The 16,040-nt window shown below is 30.2% G+C and carries 20 protein-coding genes; 4 read left to right on the top strand and 16 right to left on the bottom strand.

Features of this window, described 5'->3' with window-relative positions; genetic code table 11:
• Positions 1–50: 50 nt before the first annotated feature.
• The gene (locus ABD766_RS00190) at positions 51–410 is read right to left on the bottom strand and encodes a four helix bundle protein (protein ID WP_344814825.1); all 360 of its coding nucleotides are present in this window, start codon (positions 408–410) and stop codon (positions 51–53) included.
• 254 nt (positions 411–664) lie between these two features.
• Positions 665–1,096 carry a MarR family winged helix-turn-helix transcriptional regulator gene (locus ABD766_RS00185; RefSeq protein WP_298308273.1) on the bottom strand — a complete coding sequence of 144 codons (432 nt, stop codon included), beginning with the start codon at positions 1,094–1,096 and terminating at the stop codon, positions 665–667.
• Positions 1,097–1,557: 461 nt separating this feature from the next.
• Here ABD766_RS00185 and ABD766_RS00180 point away from each other — a divergent pair, with 461 nt between their 5' ends.
• A complete protein-coding gene (locus ABD766_RS00180) occupies positions 1,558–2,370 on the top strand; it encodes a hypothetical protein (RefSeq protein ID WP_298308183.1) in 813 nt (270 codons plus the stop codon).
• A gap of 44 nt (positions 2,371–2,414) precedes the next feature.
• Here the strand turns inward: ABD766_RS00180 and ABD766_RS00175 are convergent, their stop codons facing one another.
• Positions 2,415–3,506: an alpha/beta hydrolase-fold protein gene (locus tag ABD766_RS00175; protein ID WP_486320564.1), complete on the bottom strand. Its 1,092-nt coding sequence runs from the start codon at positions 3,504–3,506 to the stop codon at positions 2,415–2,417.
• Here ABD766_RS00175 and ABD766_RS14985 point away from each other — a divergent pair.
• A complete protein-coding gene (locus ABD766_RS14985; protein WP_486320563.1) occupies positions 3,487–3,594 on the top strand; it encodes a hypothetical protein in 108 nt (35 codons plus the stop codon). The genes ABD766_RS00175 and ABD766_RS14985 overlap by 20 nt on opposite strands.
• Positions 3,595–3,606: 12 nt before the next feature.
• On the opposite strand, the gene ABD766_RS00170 is transcribed toward ABD766_RS14985, so the two are convergent.
• The 11 genes from ABD766_RS00170 to ABD766_RS00120 all read right to left on the bottom strand — a co-directional run bounded on the left by ABD766_RS00170 (position 3,607) and on the right by ABD766_RS00120 (position 11,461).
• The gene (locus tag ABD766_RS00170) at positions 3,607–4,395 is read right to left on the bottom strand and encodes a DUF3667 domain-containing protein (protein WP_344814823.1); all 789 of its coding nucleotides are present in this window, start codon (positions 4,393–4,395) and stop codon (positions 3,607–3,609) included.
• A 170-nt stretch (positions 4,396–4,565) separates the two neighbouring features.
• Positions 4,566–5,366: a DUF1963 domain-containing protein gene (locus ABD766_RS00165; protein WP_344814822.1), complete on the bottom strand. Its 801-nt coding sequence runs from the start codon at positions 5,364–5,366 to the stop codon at positions 4,566–4,568.
• 169 nt (positions 5,367–5,535) lie between these two features.
• Positions 5,536–6,021 (bottom strand): YciI family protein, encoded by a 486-nt coding sequence (locus ABD766_RS00160; protein ID WP_344814821.1) that lies wholly within the window; start codon positions 6,019–6,021, stop codon positions 5,536–5,538.
• Positions 6,022–6,175: 154 nt separating this feature from the next.
• Positions 6,176–6,520, bottom strand: a complete 345-nt coding sequence (locus ABD766_RS00155) for a hypothetical protein (RefSeq protein ID WP_344814820.1) — start codon at positions 6,518–6,520, stop codon at positions 6,176–6,178.
• Between the two features lie 134 nt (positions 6,521–6,654).
• The gene (locus tag ABD766_RS00150; protein ID WP_344814819.1) at positions 6,655–7,710 is read right to left on the bottom strand and encodes a ligand-binding sensor domain-containing protein; all 1,056 of its coding nucleotides are present in this window, start codon (positions 7,708–7,710) and stop codon (positions 6,655–6,657) included.
• A 181-nt stretch (positions 7,711–7,891) separates the two neighbouring features.
• Positions 7,892–9,004 (bottom strand): hypothetical protein, encoded by a 1,113-nt coding sequence (locus tag ABD766_RS00145; RefSeq protein WP_344814818.1) that lies wholly within the window; start codon positions 9,002–9,004, stop codon positions 7,892–7,894.
• 126 nt (positions 9,005–9,130) lie between these two features.
• Positions 9,131–9,679: a hypothetical protein gene (locus tag ABD766_RS00140; protein ID WP_344814817.1), complete on the bottom strand. Its 549-nt coding sequence runs from the start codon at positions 9,677–9,679 to the stop codon at positions 9,131–9,133.
• A 54-nt stretch (positions 9,680–9,733) separates the two neighbouring features.
• The gene (locus ABD766_RS00135) at positions 9,734–9,976 is read right to left on the bottom strand and encodes a hypothetical protein (RefSeq protein ID WP_298308157.1); all 243 of its coding nucleotides are present in this window, start codon (positions 9,974–9,976) and stop codon (positions 9,734–9,736) included.
• 36 nt (positions 9,977–10,012) lie between these two features.
• Positions 10,013–10,489 (bottom strand): hypothetical protein, encoded by a 477-nt coding sequence (locus ABD766_RS00130; protein ID WP_344814816.1) that lies wholly within the window; start codon positions 10,487–10,489, stop codon positions 10,013–10,015.
• On the bottom strand, positions 10,482–10,910 hold the full coding sequence (locus ABD766_RS00125; protein WP_344814815.1) for a hypothetical protein: 429 nt from the start codon (positions 10,908–10,910) through the stop codon (positions 10,482–10,484). The genes ABD766_RS00130 and ABD766_RS00125 overlap by 8 nt, the downstream gene beginning before the upstream one ends.
• A 191-nt stretch (positions 10,911–11,101) precedes the next feature.
• A complete protein-coding gene (locus tag ABD766_RS00120) occupies positions 11,102–11,461 on the bottom strand; it encodes a hypothetical protein (protein WP_344814814.1) in 360 nt (119 codons plus the stop codon).
• Between the two features lie 400 nt (positions 11,462–11,861).
• Between ABD766_RS00120 and ABD766_RS00115 the strand changes: the two genes are divergently transcribed.
• Positions 11,862–12,572, top strand: a complete 711-nt coding sequence (locus ABD766_RS00115) for a hypothetical protein (RefSeq protein ID WP_344814813.1) — start codon at positions 11,862–11,864, stop codon at positions 12,570–12,572.
• On the opposite strand, the gene ABD766_RS00110 is transcribed toward ABD766_RS00115, so the two are convergent.
• Together ABD766_RS00110 and ABD766_RS00105 are read right to left on the bottom strand one after the other, a co-directional pair.
• Positions 12,569–13,597: a helix-turn-helix transcriptional regulator gene (locus tag ABD766_RS00110; protein ID WP_344814812.1), complete on the bottom strand. Its 1,029-nt coding sequence runs from the start codon at positions 13,595–13,597 to the stop codon at positions 12,569–12,571. The two genes, ABD766_RS00115 and ABD766_RS00110, sit on opposite strands and share 4 nt — an antisense overlap.
• Before the next feature lie 173 nt (positions 13,598–13,770).
• Complete coding sequence (locus tag ABD766_RS00105) at positions 13,771–14,382, bottom strand: HD domain-containing protein (protein ID WP_344814811.1); 612 nt, start codon at positions 14,380–14,382, stop codon at positions 13,771–13,773.
• Between the two features lie 116 nt (positions 14,383–14,498).
• Here ABD766_RS00105 and ABD766_RS00100 point away from each other — a divergent pair, with 116 nt between their 5' ends.
• Positions 14,499–16,016, top strand: coding sequence for a TROVE domain-containing protein (locus ABD766_RS00100; RefSeq protein ID WP_344814810.1), 1,518 nt, complete (start codon positions 14,499–14,501; stop codon positions 16,014–16,016).
• Positions 16,017–16,040 lie beyond the last annotated feature (24 nt).

The raw sequence follows: 16,040 nt of genomic DNA, 5'->3' as shown, positions 1-16,040 counted from the left end.
TTCTTTATTGTATATTGTATTGTTGTATAATGTATTGTTGTATACTGTATTTATAATTTTTTTTCTATTGAGCTTTTTAGTTTTATTATCATATTTTGAATATGTTGTATTTCTGATTCAAGGAAATTGAAATCTTCTTGATTGATGAAATTTAAGTTCTTACAAATAATCAATTGTGTTTCAAATTCGAATGCTGAACCTAATGATATACCTAAAAAGTTATTAAAATCTTTGTCTGTATTTCTTCCACATCCTTCTGCAATATTAGATGGAATAGAAACTGCACATCTTCTAATCTGTGACGTTAATCCATAAATCTCTTCTTTAGGAAAACTTTGTGTTTTCAAATAAGTATCGGTAACCAACTCAATTGCTTTTTGCCAAACTTTTAATTCCTTGAAATAATTCATTTTTTTTATTGTATATTGTATTGTTGTATAATGTATTGTTGTATTTCGTATTGTCGTATATTTTAATGCTATATAATGTTATGTTTTTATAATGTGCTGTTGCTTATTATTGTATATAGTATTCATATATAATTTTACAGTATACATTTCTACAGTATACATTATACATTTCTACAGTATACATTATACATTTCTACAGTATACATTATACATTTCTACAGTATACATTATACAATTCTACATTATACAATTCCTCAAAAAATCTTCTTCTCTGTTATCAAATCATTTATCACATCGGCTACTTCCATAAAATGGTTTAGTTTTTCTTCAGTGATGTTTTGTTTTACTACTTCGTTGAATTTTAACACTGTAGTTTTTGATTGTTCGCGCATTTGTTTTCCTAAATCAGTAAGGTATATTAAAACGCCTCTGCCGTCATCTGGATTTTTCTTTCTTATGATTAATCCTTTTTCTTCTAATGTTTTTAGGGTTCTGGTTAGCGATGTTGCTTCCATTCCCATTCGGTTGCTTATGTAAGTTGATGGTGTTCCTTCTTCTTTGTCTATACTTAATAAGGCAAATCCTATTGCCATGGAACCGTCAAATTTTGATGCTTCCTCGTTATACATTCGTGAAACTGCTTGCCATGTCGCGCGTAGCACATAATCTATAGTTTTTTCTTTCATCATATTTTACTATATCGTTTTAGTTTCGGATTCAAATATATAAAAAATTTATTATGCACGCATAGTATTTGTGTTAAATTTTATGCACGCATAGTATTTTTTTTAAGTTTGAGGTACGAAATACGAAGTAAGAAGTGAGGATTGAGAAAGTTAGAAGTTTGGTTTTTCATGGGTTCTCGATACAATTTTGCTCCACTACGTTCCACAAAATCACTCGAAGTGATGATTGGGAGAGTACGCGTTTAGTATTTCTTGGGACATATTAATCTATTTTTCTTTAAAAACAAATTCTTAAATCTTCTACTACCGTCACTTCGAGTGTTTTATAAAATGCGCTAGCTTTTTATAAAATGTATCGTGAACTTAGAAGCAATTAAGTTAGTTTTTAATAGATTTTCGTTGCACTCCTCTCGCAACTTCCATCTTCTAACTTTTTACTATGTTTGTAAAAAAAAGTCATTATGCGTTTCTTTACAAAAAGAGCTATTGTTATAAAATCGATTATTGCTGGTATTGTTATACTAATAATTAAGAACTTTGTTTTTAAAAACTTATCTATTTACGGACAAGATTTTCACGATTTGATTGAACTATCCGATATTACCATCATATTTACAGGTGCTTTTTTTGTTTTTGGATTATTACTTGCCGCTACGATGTCGGATTTTAAGGAAAGTGAAAAGATTCCTGGTGAAGTTGCTGCAAATCTTGAAGCGATTAAAGATTGGATTTATTTGGCTTTCAAAGCTCCACGAACAGGTACTTCTGATTTGTGTAAAGAGGAATTGAATAGCGCTTTTCTTCGTGAGGAATTACTTTTTATTACTGACGGAATTATTTCTTGGATTTATTCTAAAGCAAAAGATTCTAATGTTATTTTTCCTTTGATTAGACATTCTAACGAAATTGCCTATTATTTTGCCGAACGTGGTGTTGATAAAGAAGCTATAAAAGGTATTCAAGAAAATACTAATGCTATGCGCAAGCAATTGACTCGTGCGTATTCCATTTCAAGAAACAATTTTATTAAACCTGCTTATACTTTGTTGCAAAGCATTTTGTTTATTGTAATGGCTTTGTTGTTAATCACCAAATTCAAAACTACAGCTGCTGACTATTTTGTGACTTTTTCTATTACTTTTTTGTTTTGTTATCTATATTTACTAATTGTAGGATTAGACGATCCATTCGATATTTCTAATGATGAAATAGATGTTGATTTAAAAACTTTAGATAGATTTAAACAACGCTTGATATCTGATTTTTTGGTATAAAAATTAGTAGAAATTTATTTTTTTCAGAATTGTGTCTTTAGAATTTACTGATTAAAACCAACAATTTCAAAGCTATATTCTTTGCCTTTTTTAGGTATAATTGTTATGTTTTCTGAAATGTTTTTTTTAACTTCGGCTTCTGTTTCCCAACTTCCTTTTGTGAATTTGAATTGTGCTGGCGAATGTACCTTTACTTTTAACTCTCTTTCAAAATCAGATTTTTTATTCATTTTAATCAGACTTGGATTCCAATTTCCTAAATTTATTTGGTTTCCTGTAATGTAGATTTCATCTTCTTTATTTGGAACTTTAACATTGATTGTAATTTCATATGCTTCTGCAGAAAGTTCTTTTTGTTGGTTTTCATAAATGTTATCAAAATAATATTGAATAGCAGTATTAAAACTCGGTGCAAAAGTACTCCAATGGGTTTCTGTTGAGTAATCTTTAATTACAACTTTCAGCTTATCTGTTTTTAGAGAATCTTGCAGAAAAGAATACACTTTTTCTCTGGCAGGTTTCCATTTTTTCCAATTTTGGGCTTCGTTGGCATGACTTATATATAGAAATTTATTGTTTTTTATTTTAGTATAATCAAATTGTTTGATATCATTTACTAATCGTTCTTTATCGAAAGAAAAGTTGGGAGAAATGGCAATGTAATTGTCAAATAAATTGGTTTCGTTTAACATTGCATACACAATAAAAGAAGCACTTAAGGAATGTCCTACAGCTGTTCGGTGATTTAATGTTCTATAATTGGATTCAATATAAGGAACCACTTCATTATTTACATATCTCAAGAAGTTGTCGGCATTTCCCGAATAACCATTATAAAAATCTTTTGGATTGGTATTTTTAGGATATGGTAGAAAGTCATTATTTCTGCTGTAATCTAATTTTTCATTGTAAGGTGAAGTTATACCTACAACAATAAACTTTTTAGAAGTATTACTTAAAAAACTTATTACAGAATGTACATAATCAAAAAACTCTCTGGCGTGTGCATCAAATACATAGATTACATCATAAGAAGAATATAGATTTTCATTATAACTTTGAGGAGTGTAAATTAAAATTTCACGTTCTTGTTGTAACTCTTTTGAATTGATTTTTATGTTTTCAATTTTTGCTATTTCTTGTGCTTTACTACTAACTAAGAAAAGGAAAAAGAACAATATCAAAGAATTTTTCATGTTTTCTAATTTTAAATTTATAAAATAGATTTCAAATTAATCAGCCAAATGGAGTTATTTGAATTTCACCAAATTTCCAATTGGTTACAAATCCAACTAAAATCCATGTTAAAATTAGTATTTCAATACCTATTAATAAGAAAAACAATGCGATTCTGTAGGTAATTCCTAATTTGGAATATTCTTCACCAAAGGCATTAAAATATCCAAAACAAATGTAAAAAAGAATAAGTGCTATTATTAGTAAACTTATAACAAGACCAATGTATTGAATTGGTTTAAACCAAAAGAGAATGTTAGAGAAAGTGGAAATTAATAGCACACCCAATAATATCATTCCTGCAATTATTGCATGTTCGCTCAAGTTTAGCTTTTTTCTTTTAAATAAAATGAAACTGTTTAAAGCAGCAAAAGGAACGAATAGGAAAATTATTATTTTATTTTTTTGATCAAATAGTTCATCTATTTTTCTGCTGGCTTCATTTATGTATTCTTTACTTTGAGTAATTGTTTCGTCTTGGTTATTTAAAGAATCGCCAATATGACGCGTAAATAGCATTAAACCAATAGTAATCAAAATCAAGTAAAACACATTGTAAAATGGCTTTCTCTTTCCTGCAATGTAATCAAGTGCTGCTTGTCCTGGACGCATTAAAGCTTGTTTAGCGGTGAATAAAATTCCTCTATCTAAATGAAACGTTCCATGAAGTACATCGTGAAAAATAAAATTTTTAAAAGTAATGCGATGCGTGTCGGCTTTTTGTCCGCAACCAGAACAAAATTTATCGGTAAGTACTTTTCCGCAATTGAGACAGTTGGTGTTGGTCATTTGTTTCTACTGTATTGAGATTCAATAGGTATTGACTGATGTTTTAATTACAATCCTAACAAATATATTAAAATTATTGGATTAAGTATAAATAAAAAACTACACCATTTCTTATGTAGTTCTATCTTCTTTAAGTAACGATTTTAATTTTCTTTAGAATTTTAATTAGTTTAAGAACAAGCCCATCCAAATGCAAGTTCTTCATCATTATCTGGACTTTGGGTTAAGTGGCCAATTCCAAGATCGCCAAACATGTAAGGAATGATTTCACTTTCACCCATTTGGTATAATAGTTCCATTCGGGTTTCAGTTTTTCGGTCGTAAGGATATTCTTCCGATTGAATCCAATAAGGCCAACCAAATAATTTGTCTTGAGAAATAGTTAGTCCGCAATCTCTTTCTTCCATCAATTCATATACATCATCAATATCGATAGTAGCATCAACATTACGCAAACTATATTCTTCAGGATGCGGATAATCATTTTTAGCATTCCAGTCAACGATAAGTTTTTCGTCAAAAATGTCTATTGAGTTGGGTTGTATTGTTGCCGATGGGTTTTCTATTTTAATTTTTCTACATGCTGATCCTTTAGAAAAAGGAAAAAATGCTTCTAGTTCGCTTTCGCAATCCTCGTCATAATTGGTACAATAAAAAAGCTGAATCAATCCGTCTTCTTTTTTTATTGGAAGTTCGTTTAAGTTTAATTGTAAAAATAAAGGCATATGTTTTTTACAATTCTCACAAATAGGCCAATCGTTTTCGTTTCTTAAATAAGGATAGCCACCATATTTTGAGTTAGTTGAAAATGTTTTAGTATTGTCTTTTAAAACAGGTAAATAAGCGGTTCTTTTGTGTTTTTCTAATGCAGCAATTACTTCTTGATATTTTTGCTCTAAATCCAATTGCGTTGGCATTGCCTTTGAAGTTTTTTCCTCTTTTTTATTTGAAAACCAATTAAAGAATCCCATAAATTTTGTTTTTGATTAAGTCAGCTAATGTATTAAATTAACTAATTGTTTTTGTTTGAGTTTAAATAGTTTTATTTTTTGTGTGGGCTTTGTTTTAAATACAGTTATCGTAATTTATTATGTCTTCAAAGTCAGGAGACTTCGCAGAGCTGGTTGTTTTGTATAAATTTTAAGGTTTAATCTTCCAAATTTTATCTGAAAGCGGTAAGTACTCAGGAAGTGCAGCCGAACCATACCATGTAAATATCTCGTAGTCTAAAATTCCGTTTTTAATGGCTAGGTCTGTTTGTAATAATTCTTTTGCTTCTTCAATAGTTTTTAAATTATTCAAAATGAAAATACCTCTGTATTTATTGTCATTCTTTCCTAAAGGTCCTGCAACAATTAATTTGCCTTCTTCGACCAAGCGGTTAATGTTGTTCATGTGACCTCTAAAACTTTCGGCAATGAGTTCTTTGTCTGTTGTAGCATTTGTTCCAGTTTTCAGAATGACCAAGAAGTAGCTTTTCATTCCATAATCATCACTGCCTAATTTTTCGGATAGTGTCTTATCGTAATTTGGGTTTGAATTTAAAGTCTCTTTTTCTGAATTTGATTGTCCAAACGTCAAATTTGTAATAAGGAAAAGTGTTATTGTAAAAATATATTTCATCATCTTGATATGTTTATTGTTAAGTTGTTTTACTATTTTCTATAGCAAATTTAACAAAATTGCTATAAAGTCAGTAGCCTTAGAAGAGCATCACATTAAATTGAACATTTTGTGGAGCTGGGAATTTCTTGTAACCGCTTTGGCAATAGAGTTGCCTTTAATATCCGCGTGTACTCAATATATAACCTAATAAAAAACTACAAATTAAAAGTCCAACTATATTAATCCATTGTAATGATTTTCTATTTTCTAATTTTTTTGTTAATGATAGTATACTCGGAATAGAAAATAAGTTAGCAAGAATGGTAAAAGGTAGTGCAATTAAACCAAGCCCAAAAGGTCCACCGCCAGATAAAATAATCTTTATCGTTTCAGGAATAAAATAAAAGAGATTAATTACTAAAACAAGAATAGCTGCAAATTTATTTGGATTCATATTATATTCAATTTTTAACATTACAGCTAAAGTGTCGAGACTTACACCAGTTGCTTCTTCGAACACTCACCAAACAAATCTAATAAATTTCTTTGAAAGATAAAATTGTTTGCACTTACTTATTTTCCTCGAAGACCATATAGCAAGCGCAAGTCATGAAATGTTAGCAAACATGTAATATAGATTGTTTTCTTTGGTGATTATGGTTTAAACTTTTCAAAAGTCTTTCCGTTAAATTTATAAGCACCATTTTCGTGTGTTCCAAGCCAAAGGTCGCCATTGTTGTCTTTGTAAATACTGAATAATGTAATGTTTTTTGAATTATCTTGAACTACATAATGAGAAATTTTCTCTCCATCATATTTCCAAACGCCATCGCGATAAGTCACAAACCATAAGTTATTATTGTTGTCTCTTACTGTTGATAGATACTCGTCTAAATTGCTGTCTGTTTTCCCATCTAAACCACCTATGCTTTTGTGTCTTGTGTAAAATTTATTACTTTTTAGTGTGTTGCTGTCGTACACACTATATCGATATTCGGTATTGAACCAAAAGTCACCATTTTTGTCTTCTGTTATTGAACGCACTCCGTTTGCACCTTCATTTCGAAATTCTGTCACATCTTCTTCTGTAATCCAATTGAATGATTTTCCATCATATCGGCAAACTCCGACTGGATTTGTGCCAAACCATATGTTTCCTTTTCTGTCTTTATAAATGCTATAGATATCAAATGGATTGGATAAGTTTGGTGGCTTAGGAAACTGCAATTCATGTAATATAATCCCATCATAGCGGTATACTTTTCCGGTATTTCTATAAGAATTTTCAAACCACATATCTGTGGATTCAAGTTTCCAATTTTCACTTGGAACTGCTGTTAAAGTCGTGAAATTATTTCCGTTAAATTTTGATATTGATGACGTTGCGTTTGCACTGCCAAAATATATATTACCAAATTCATCTTCTTTTATTTCATCAATTCTGTTGTTAAGCAAACCGTGTTTTGTTGTGTAATTAATTAATTCATTTCCATCGTATTTATATACTCCTGTTTCCCAACTTCCAAACCAATAATTATTTTTTTTGTCTTGATAAACAACCATTATACTACTTCCAAGTTCTTTTATGGTGTCGCCTTTTACAAGATTTTCTTTTGTGATTTTAGTTTGGTTCTGAGAATTATAATTCTGCCCATTGCACGAAGTCAAAATGAATAGAATATTAAAAAATAAGAGAGTTGATAATTTCATATCTGACAGTTTATTGTTAGTTGACATGAGTCTTAGTATATTCGCTGACGTTTTGAAGCTTTGCGAAGTGGCGCATTTAGAAGTGCTTACTTTCAATTTAGCATACAAATGCTGATTAGAAAATCGAATGTTCAATTAAGCACTGAACTCGCCATTTTGCCAAACGACTGTTAGCCATAGTTTATATTATTTTATTTAAGCTATTGTCTTTCAGTAATATATTTTCACTTGATTCATACAATGATTTAGCAGCATTATTGATTTTATCAACCGATACTTTTTCCCATTTATTAATGTCTGAGTTGAAATCGGAATTGAATATCAATTTCGACAGATTTTGAATCAAAATATAATTGGCGTACGGATGAGAATTTTCCCTATCTGCTTTATTTGCTCCTAACAAAAATTCTGAGATTCGGTCATAAATAGTTCCTTCTGTACAATACATCAATTCAATAACCTTTGACCTGTATTCTAAATCAGTAGAACTTAAGTTTGGGTAATTATTTAAATCAGTAAAATGTAAACTTTCATGTTTTAAATAAGAAACTTCAAAAGTTTCTGAATTTAAATCATAAGTACCTTTATTACAGTATAGTGTTGCAGATTCTTTTATAGCCCATCCACCCACTTGAGAATCGCCAAAAGTTGCAAATTCATCATATCCGTTTATATGATAGCTTTCAATAAACACAACAGAAGTTTTTACAGTGTCTTTTGGTAAAATAACGTCATATTTTTTAGTACTTTCTTTATTCCAAATAAATATTTCTTGAAGGCCATTTCGGAATTTAAAATCTACTTTAAATCCTTCTTTTTCAATTATTTCTTTCAATACAGAGTCGTCTTTAATATTCTTGCGTAAGCTATCTTTTGAAAGATTTGTTAACTTTTTGGATAGTATATAGTCAGCGATGTTATTATAAAGCGTGGAGTCTGTTCTGTTTTCTAGTTTTGGTTTCAACAGTTCCACTCGCCAATATTCACGATAAATGTTTGAAATATCATTAATTATGTCGTTTCCTGATGTGTTTTCAAATACTTCTTCTTTTGAAATAAAACGAGCATACATTTTTTTCTTCCATCTATGATAAATAAAGTTCACTATCGGATTTGAGAAACTTTCTCTTTCTTCCATTTTGATAAAAGCAGTACTTACATCTCCAACACCTGCTAATGATACTATTTCTCTATAACTTTGTCTATCGTTCCTAAAATTGTGGCTTCCATAAAAGAATAGAGCAACCAATATTGAGATGCCAATAAGTAAAATGTTTCTTGTTTTTTTCTTCATTTTGTTTAAATTTTGGCTAATGTATGTAAGTTTTCCGCTTCATGAAGCTGGATATTTTTAAGCCCTAAACTTTAAATTAAACCCTAAATCTCTGATTTCTTATAACGACTGTTAGTGGCTTGCAATTTATTCTTGTTGAATCCATTCGTATTTTCCGTTTTTCAGATAAATTATTCCTCCACCACAACTTTCTTCTGCGTGTATGTATATTCCGTCATTTAAAAGTTTAATTTTATCAGATTCTTTTATTTCTTCTTCTGATACTATTTCTCCTTCATCATTTACATTATTCCAATAAATTTCATTTTTTGGTGCTTTTTCAAATATTCCTGCCCAATCAATCTCGTCGAAACCTTGCTTTAAAATATCATTTCCCATTCCGAAATAATCTGTTCTTTTTCCGTTTCCGAATAGTATTCGTAATCCACTTTTTCCACTTTTAGTGCTTTTTACAATTTCTACAGTTTCATCCAATTTATCTCCATCTAAATCACATATAATTTTGTTGATTTTATGCTTTTTAGATATTTCAATAGTATCAGTATTATTTTTTTTGGTTTGTGTTTTTTCTAAATTCTGTAATGTTTCGCTTTCAGAGTTTTTGGATTGATTTTCGTGTTCGTTTTTACAAGAAGTAATAGTTATTGCAATCAGCATCAATAGTATGATTTTCATGCTTTTTTTGTTTTGTTTATTTAAAATGTAACCAATACTTGCCATAGGAAGTTCTTATAAGTTCTTAAATGTTGATTTTAATTTCCAAGTTGTTACTACTGTCAATGTGAGCAATAGGAATGTAATTATTCCGTAAACTAATACAGCTTGTTCGTTATAGACAACTAAAGTATTTTTATCAAAATAGGTTCCTTCTGAATTGTAATCCATACTTATGCGAATATAAAATGACCAACTAAATAATGCAGTCAAAAGCACAAGAACAATTAATAGTGGTATAAGGATTTTAGCTTTCATTTTAATTTGTTTAGTACCTGTGATTAGCAACTGCAATTATTTTTTATTGGATTTCCAAATTGAAATAACTTCCTCAAATGTTTTTCTTATTTCTGCTTTTTGGCCATCGAAACAAACTTTAAACTGGGAACTGTCTTTTCGTATTACATTAATATATGGTGAAAATGAAGCGCCAGCATTTGTAATAGTATCTATTCTGATAATATCTTGATAAAATGCACTATTTATTTTATCTTTAGATTCATTATTTTCATCTTTCCAATATGATGCAATGCGTTTGTTAGTAAAAAAATTGCCAGCAACATTTTTTTTATATTCAGAATAAAATTTAATTATTTTTTCGTTGTCATCTAAAATCCCCAACTTTTTAATTTTCTGAATATCTGATTCTGTTAAATCATCTCCGGAAGTAATTTTATTACAAGCAATGAATAAAAAAAGAATTGTGCCAACTACTATTTTAATATTTGTCCATTGTGTAAAACCAAAGTTATAACATTTTTTTCTATTCATTTTCAAGTTGTTTCAAAAGATTTTTTAAATCTGAGTATGGCGCTGATTCTTCGTTTTCCCATTCTTTTTTGTTAGCCATTCTTTTTTTAACAGCTTCTATACTTTCTGGTCTACTGATTTTAAGGATTCTATTAATTTCAGGAATACCCTGAAAATCTGTAGGGTCGTAATACATCCATACGTTTATTAAAACCTCTAATTCATTATGATTTGTTATTTTGTTGAGTGATTTAAGACTACTAATCATTAGATCTATATCGGCTTTTGAATCTGTTGCTTCTTGATATTTAACGTAATCGTCAAACACAAACTTTATGTTTTGAATTGTCTGTTTATTGTCAATATTGTTGCTTTTCGTTTGTCCGCATACTGAGAAAGATGTTACAATTGTAGATGTCAATATGATTATTAAATTCCTCATTTATTGCGATTTGAAATTGTTTTTGTTAATGTGTTGCGACTTTCGCTTAGTTGTTGCGAACACTTACCAAACAAATCTACTGAATTAATTTGAAAGATAGAATTGAAAACCTATTAGTATTTTCCGCGAAGTTAGAAACGCAAGCGCAAGCCTAGTAATAGTTGAAAACGGTGGTTCTTGGCAGTTTTGCTTTAACACAAATAAATTATTTTATTTTTAAAATCAACTTCTATTGGACCGTCACTGCAACCACCAATTTCTTTTGCAAATTTGTCCTTTTCATTTTTGCCTATAATCCATTTTCCGCTTTTTTGGTGCTTTAATATTATTCCTTCAACAACACGCTCATACTTTATGTCTGATGCATTTGCGGCAGCAGGTCGACTAACAGTTATTTTATTGTTTTTTATTAAAACTTTACATATTCCACTCAGTTTTCCGTTAGATTCTACATAAACAATCTTGTAAGTGTAAAAACCATTTTTAGGTATTTGAGCATTTGAAAAGCTTAAGCTCAAAAGCATAAAAAATAAGAAAAATAGTCTTTTCATAACGAGTTTTTAATAAATTGTTTATAACGTTTCAAGACTTCATAAAGTTGTGGATTTGTAAGTCTGAAACTTTTGATGAAGCACTGCAATCAAAAGTACAAAACAAACTTTAAATTAAGCTTTAAAACCACAATTTCTTAAACTAGTTTTTTAAAGATAAATTAAAACTTAGGGTACCACAACCATACCGTTGCTATGGAGTATCTATAGGGTTGCTATAAACCAACTATGTAGAAGTGTAGGTTATCTTTGGTTTGTATTTGGTTCGTAACTTGTTCGTAAAAAGGTTTATTTTTTGCAAATGCATTGAAAATAAGTATTATTTTAGGGTACCACAACTACGAAGCAAATAGGAACAAAACTCGAACGAAGTAGAATATAAAAAAATGAAGTACAAACGATGGCTAGAGTTAAAGTAGAAGGAAAATTCCCTAAGCGAATTGATGATTATGTTCTTTATAAATTGGAAGACCAAATCATTATGAGAGCTAAAAGTGGCTTTACTACAAAAGCTTTAAAAACTTCGCCAAAGTATGCTTTAAGCAGGCAGAATGCTTCTGAGTTTGGACGGGTTTCTTCTACTTGTAAGGAACTTCGGTTGGCTTTAAAGGATTATTTACCTAAGAAGAACAATCTTTTGGTGGTAAATAACTTGACCAAAAAGATGCGTCAATTGTTGGTTTTTGATACAGCATCGGTTAGAGGTGAACGTACCTTAGCCAAAGCACTTGCTACTATTGAAGCACAAAATGAATTGAAAGGGTTTCATTTTAACCCTGAAATGGCAATTTCTTTAGATTGTACCATTTCAAATAATCAATTACAATTTATTACTGATGGAATCGTGATTCCCGATGGTGCTACTTGTGTTAGTTGTACTGTTTTGTCTTTAGCTTTTAATTTTGATGCCAAAACCAATTCTTTGTGTGAGAGTGATAAACACTTTTACAACCACATAACGCTACCTAATTCTATTACACTTGAAGTGCCTAAAATGGAGCTTATTGATGGTTTCTTGTTTACTATTTTAGTACTTGATTTTTATAAGGAACTAGATGGCGGTTATGTTCCTTTGGAGGACGATAGGAGTAAAGTGGTGGTTATTGTTTAATTATTTCCTTCTCCCAATTTATATTTCTCCAAACTTTTTTCTAGAATTCCTTTCATCCTTTTGCGCATTCCTTCTGGTTTTATGATTTCGATGCCATTCCCAAAGCCAAGTAATAACCGTTCTAATTCGTAGTTTTCTACTAAAAATAAATGAATGATAATGCTTCCATCTTCGTTGGTTTTTATCAATCGTTGGGAGTTGTGTAATGGTTTTGTTATTACATAAGGTGCATTGGTTCGGTCGATCCAAAGTTCTATTTTTTTGGGTTGTAATCCGGTGTTTACGGTTACGCCAACTATATTTTTATAAAATTTTTCAGCATCAAATTCTTCTTCCAGATAAGGCGTTTGAAAATCATAATCTATTTTGATAATACGGTCTAATGCCAAATTGCTTATGGGTGCATTAGTTCTTTTTCGTCCTACTAAAAACCAACGATTGTTGAATTCTTTCAAAATAAAGGCATGAAACAAAAACGTATTTTCATCTCGAGAAGTAAATGATTTGTAGGTGATTTTTAAAACTACTTTTTTAATAATAGCTTGATAGAGTTGGTCCAAGAAATGCAATCCTTTCAAATTGTCGTTTTTGTCTAAATGAATTACAGGTTGGGTATGCGATTTTTCAGCGTAGATTTTGTCTTCCAATCGTTGTAAAATATCGGAAACATCATTGAATAGTGAGAAGTCTTTGAACTGTTTCAACATATAAACCGTTTCTGTTAGCACATTGATGTCAGTTTCTGTTAGAGGAATATCGGTTATGGTAAAATCTTCGTCTTCATAACGGTAATATTTTTTATCATAGACTTCAATGGGTGCATTGTAACCCAATTTTTCACTACGCATCATTTGAATGTCTAACTGAACGGTTCTTTTACTCACCGAATTTTCTTTTCCTTCATATTCAAATAAGGCATCGCTCACGGCTTCTATTAAATCATCCAATGTCCATTGACGGTATTTGTTTTGGAGACATTTGTCAATGGTTTTGTAGCGGATTAAAGCATTTTTGTTTTGAGCCATGTTTTTTTTGTATATTGTATTGTTGTATAGTGTATTGTTGTATAGTGTATTGTTGTATAGTGTATTGTTGTATAGTGTATTGTTGTAAAACGTATTGTTGTATAATGTATTGATCTGTAGTGTATACAATATACTGTATACTATTTTTCAATATACAGTATACAGTATTTCTGTTATAGTGCGTTAATTTCGGCTTTTATATTATTTCTTGCTATAGATTCGTATTTGGTTTTGAATTCTTGGGTTTGGTATATTGTTTGGTTTTCTAGAAAATGTTGCAATGCTTTTTTTCTTCCTGGTTTATATAATATATTGGGATAGATTTTATACTCTTTTCTTATCTGACTGCAATACATTTTGTAATCTTCCCAATTTTTAGAAAGTATTTTCAAATCGAAATCAATAAGCCAATTGATATCTTCAATTTTATTATGTTGATGATTTTTCGTTGCGCAAATCATATCAAAAACCAATTGTTTGTTTAAAGTTGTAATGGATGGCAAAATCGACAAAGCATATTCGGCACTTTTTAATTCGTTATCTTTTCGAGTTACTTTATAAACATAATCATGATAAAAGATACTAAATAAAACTTCATTAGGAAATTCCAATTCAAGATTATATTCATCATACAATACAATCATTTCTTTCAAATGGTTTAAGTTGTGGTAATATCTTGATTTTGTAGAGTATACATCATGTAAATCAAACCATAAAGTGTTGACTTCAGATGCATTAAAACCAATAGTAATTAGTAAGTTTTTAAATCGTTCTTGTAATTTCATAATCAAATTTAAAGTTTATTTTTTACTACGCAAAATAATTGCGCAGTAGTTTTAAAATCTTTGTACTGTTGAAAGCAAACAACGAATGATTGTTTAATTTTTTAAAACTAGAAAAGATGAAATTTAATTTTTTGACAAAACAGAAAAACACAATAGTTAATCACGAAAATGCTACTGCTTTTCCATTAACTCCAGAATATGAATTGTATGCCTCAGTGGTTACCACAAGTTTGAGCGCTTCTTTTTATGAAAAAGATACTGCTCGCTTGGATAGAATAAAAACCTTAATCCAAAAATGTAATCCTGTATTTGTTGCAAAGTTGGCGGTTTATGCTCGTAATGAAATGAATATGCGTTCTGTACCATTGGTTTTGGTGGTGGAATTGGCTAAAATCTATTCAGGTGATGCTTTGATAAGTAAAATGATAGTTCATGTAATCCAACGTGCAGATGAAATCACTGAGTTGTTGGCTTACTACCAAATGGCAAATGATCGAAAAGGTACTAAAAAATTGAATCGTTTGTCAAAACAAATTCAAAAAGGTTTGGCGGTTTCTTTTAACAAATTTGATGAATATCAATTTGCAAAATACAATCGTGATGGTTCAGTTAAATTGAAAGATGCTTTGTTTTTGGTGCATCCAAAAGCAAAAGATGAGGCACAACAAGAATTGTTTAACAAAATAGTTGCCGATACTTTGCAAACACCTTATACATGGGAAACCGAGTTGTCGCAATTGGGTCAAGTGAAATTCTATAACGTAGCTGAAAAGCAAAAAGCATTTACAAATAAATGGGAGGAATTGATTGATAGTAACAAGATTGGTTATATGGCTTTGATGCGAAATTTGCGTAACATTATGGAAGCTAATGTTTCGGGTTTCCATATCGAAAAAGTGTGTCATTATTTGACAAATGAAAATGCGGTTATGAAATCAAAACAATTGCCTTTCCGATTTTTGGCTGCTTACCGAGAGTTGAAAGAGTTGCCTTCAAAATACACTTCAATGGTGTTGGATGCTTTGGAAACTGCAGTTATGGTGAGCGCTAAAAACATTAAAGGTTTTGATGTAAACACTTCGGTAGTGGTAGCTTGTGATGTTTCGGGTTCGATGCAACAACCTATTTCCCCAAAAAGTAAAATCTTGTTGTATGATATTGGTTTGATGTTGGGTATGTTGATGCAAAGCCAATGTAAAAATGTGGTAAGTGGTATGTTTGGCGATAAATGGAAAATAATCAATATGCCAAAAAGAAGCGTTTTGAGTAATGTGAATGAATATTACAAACGAGAAGGTGAAGTTGGTTATTCGACTAATGGTCATTTGGTTTTGGAAGATTTGATAAAACGAAATGAGCGAGTGGACAAAGTAATGTTGTTTACCGATGTTCAAATGTGGAACAGTAATTCGACCAATCACACTTTTGCTAACTCATGGAATCGTTACAAAACTATTGCTCCTAATGCTAAATTGTATTTGTTTGACTTGGCAGGTTATGGTTATGCACCGATAGATAAACAAAAAAATGATGTGTATTTGATAGCAGGTTGGTCCGACAAAGTGTTTGATGTATTGCATGCTTTGGAAGATAAAAGTAGTGCTTTGAACTATATCAATAGAATAGAATTGTAAAAAAAAGAATCTACTGCGTAAAAT

Source organism: Flavobacterium cheonanense, from assembly GCF_039539185.1.
Lineage (GTDB): Bacteria > Bacteroidota > Bacteroidia > Flavobacteriales > Flavobacteriaceae > Flavobacterium > Flavobacterium cheonanense.
The sequence above is the reverse complement of the archived record's forward strand: the minus strand, read 5'-3'. Positions and strand labels throughout refer to the sequence as shown.

Bases quoted from the DNA above. Each gene is read 5' to 3' on its own strand.
- ABD766_RS00130 (WP_344814816.1), bottom strand. From the start codon at position 10,489: ATGAATAGAAAAAAATGTTATAACTTTGGTTTTACACAATGGACAAAT.
- ABD766_RS00115 (WP_344814813.1), top strand. From the start codon at position 11,862: ATGGCTAGAGTTAAAGTAGAAGGAAAATTCCCTAAGCGAATTGATGAT.
- ABD766_RS00145 (WP_344814818.1), bottom strand. From the start codon at position 9,004: ATGAAGAAAAAAACAAGAAACATTTTACTTATTGGCATCTCAATATTG.
- ABD766_RS00110 (WP_344814812.1), bottom strand. From the start codon at position 13,597: ATGGCTCAAAACAAAAATGCTTTAATCCGCTACAAAACCATTGACAAA.
- ABD766_RS00120 (WP_344814814.1), bottom strand. From the start codon at position 11,461: ATGAAAAGACTATTTTTCTTATTTTTTATGCTTTTGAGCTTAAGCTTT.
- ABD766_RS00180 (WP_298308183.1), top strand. From the start codon at position 1,558: ATGCGTTTCTTTACAAAAAGAGCTATTGTTATAAAATCGATTATTGCT.
- ABD766_RS14985 (WP_486320563.1), top strand. From the start codon at position 3,487: ATGTTTTCAATTTTTGCTATTTCTTGTGCTTTACTACTAACTAAGAAA.
- ABD766_RS00160 (WP_344814821.1), bottom strand. From the start codon at position 6,021: ATGATGAAATATATTTTTACAATAACACTTTTCCTTATTACAAATTTG.
- ABD766_RS00140 (WP_344814817.1), bottom strand. From the start codon at position 9,679: ATGAAAATCATACTATTGATGCTGATTGCAATAACTATTACTTCTTGT.
- ABD766_RS00150 (WP_344814819.1), bottom strand. From the start codon at position 7,710: ATGAAATTATCAACTCTCTTATTTTTTAATATTCTATTCATTTTGACT.
- ABD766_RS00185 (WP_298308273.1), bottom strand. From the start codon at position 1,096: ATGAAAGAAAAAACTATAGATTATGTGCTACGCGCGACATGGCAAGCA.
- ABD766_RS00125 (WP_344814815.1), bottom strand. From the start codon at position 10,910: ATGAGGAATTTAATAATCATATTGACATCTACAATTGTAACATCTTTC.
- ABD766_RS00105 (WP_344814811.1), bottom strand. From the start codon at position 14,382: ATGAAATTACAAGAACGATTTAAAAACTTACTAATTACTATTGGTTTT.
- ABD766_RS00100 (WP_344814810.1), top strand. From the start codon at position 14,499: ATGAAATTTAATTTTTTGACAAAACAGAAAAACACAATAGTTAATCAC.
- ABD766_RS00135 (WP_298308157.1), bottom strand. From the start codon at position 9,976: ATGAAAGCTAAAATCCTTATACCACTATTAATTGTTCTTGTGCTTTTG.
- ABD766_RS00170 (WP_344814823.1), bottom strand. From the start codon at position 4,395: ATGACCAACACCAACTGTCTCAATTGCGGAAAAGTACTTACCGATAAA.
- ABD766_RS00190 (WP_344814825.1), bottom strand. From the start codon at position 410: ATGAATTATTTCAAGGAATTAAAAGTTTGGCAAAAAGCAATTGAGTTG.
- ABD766_RS00165 (WP_344814822.1), bottom strand. From the start codon at position 5,366: ATGGGATTCTTTAATTGGTTTTCAAATAAAAAAGAGGAAAAAACTTCA.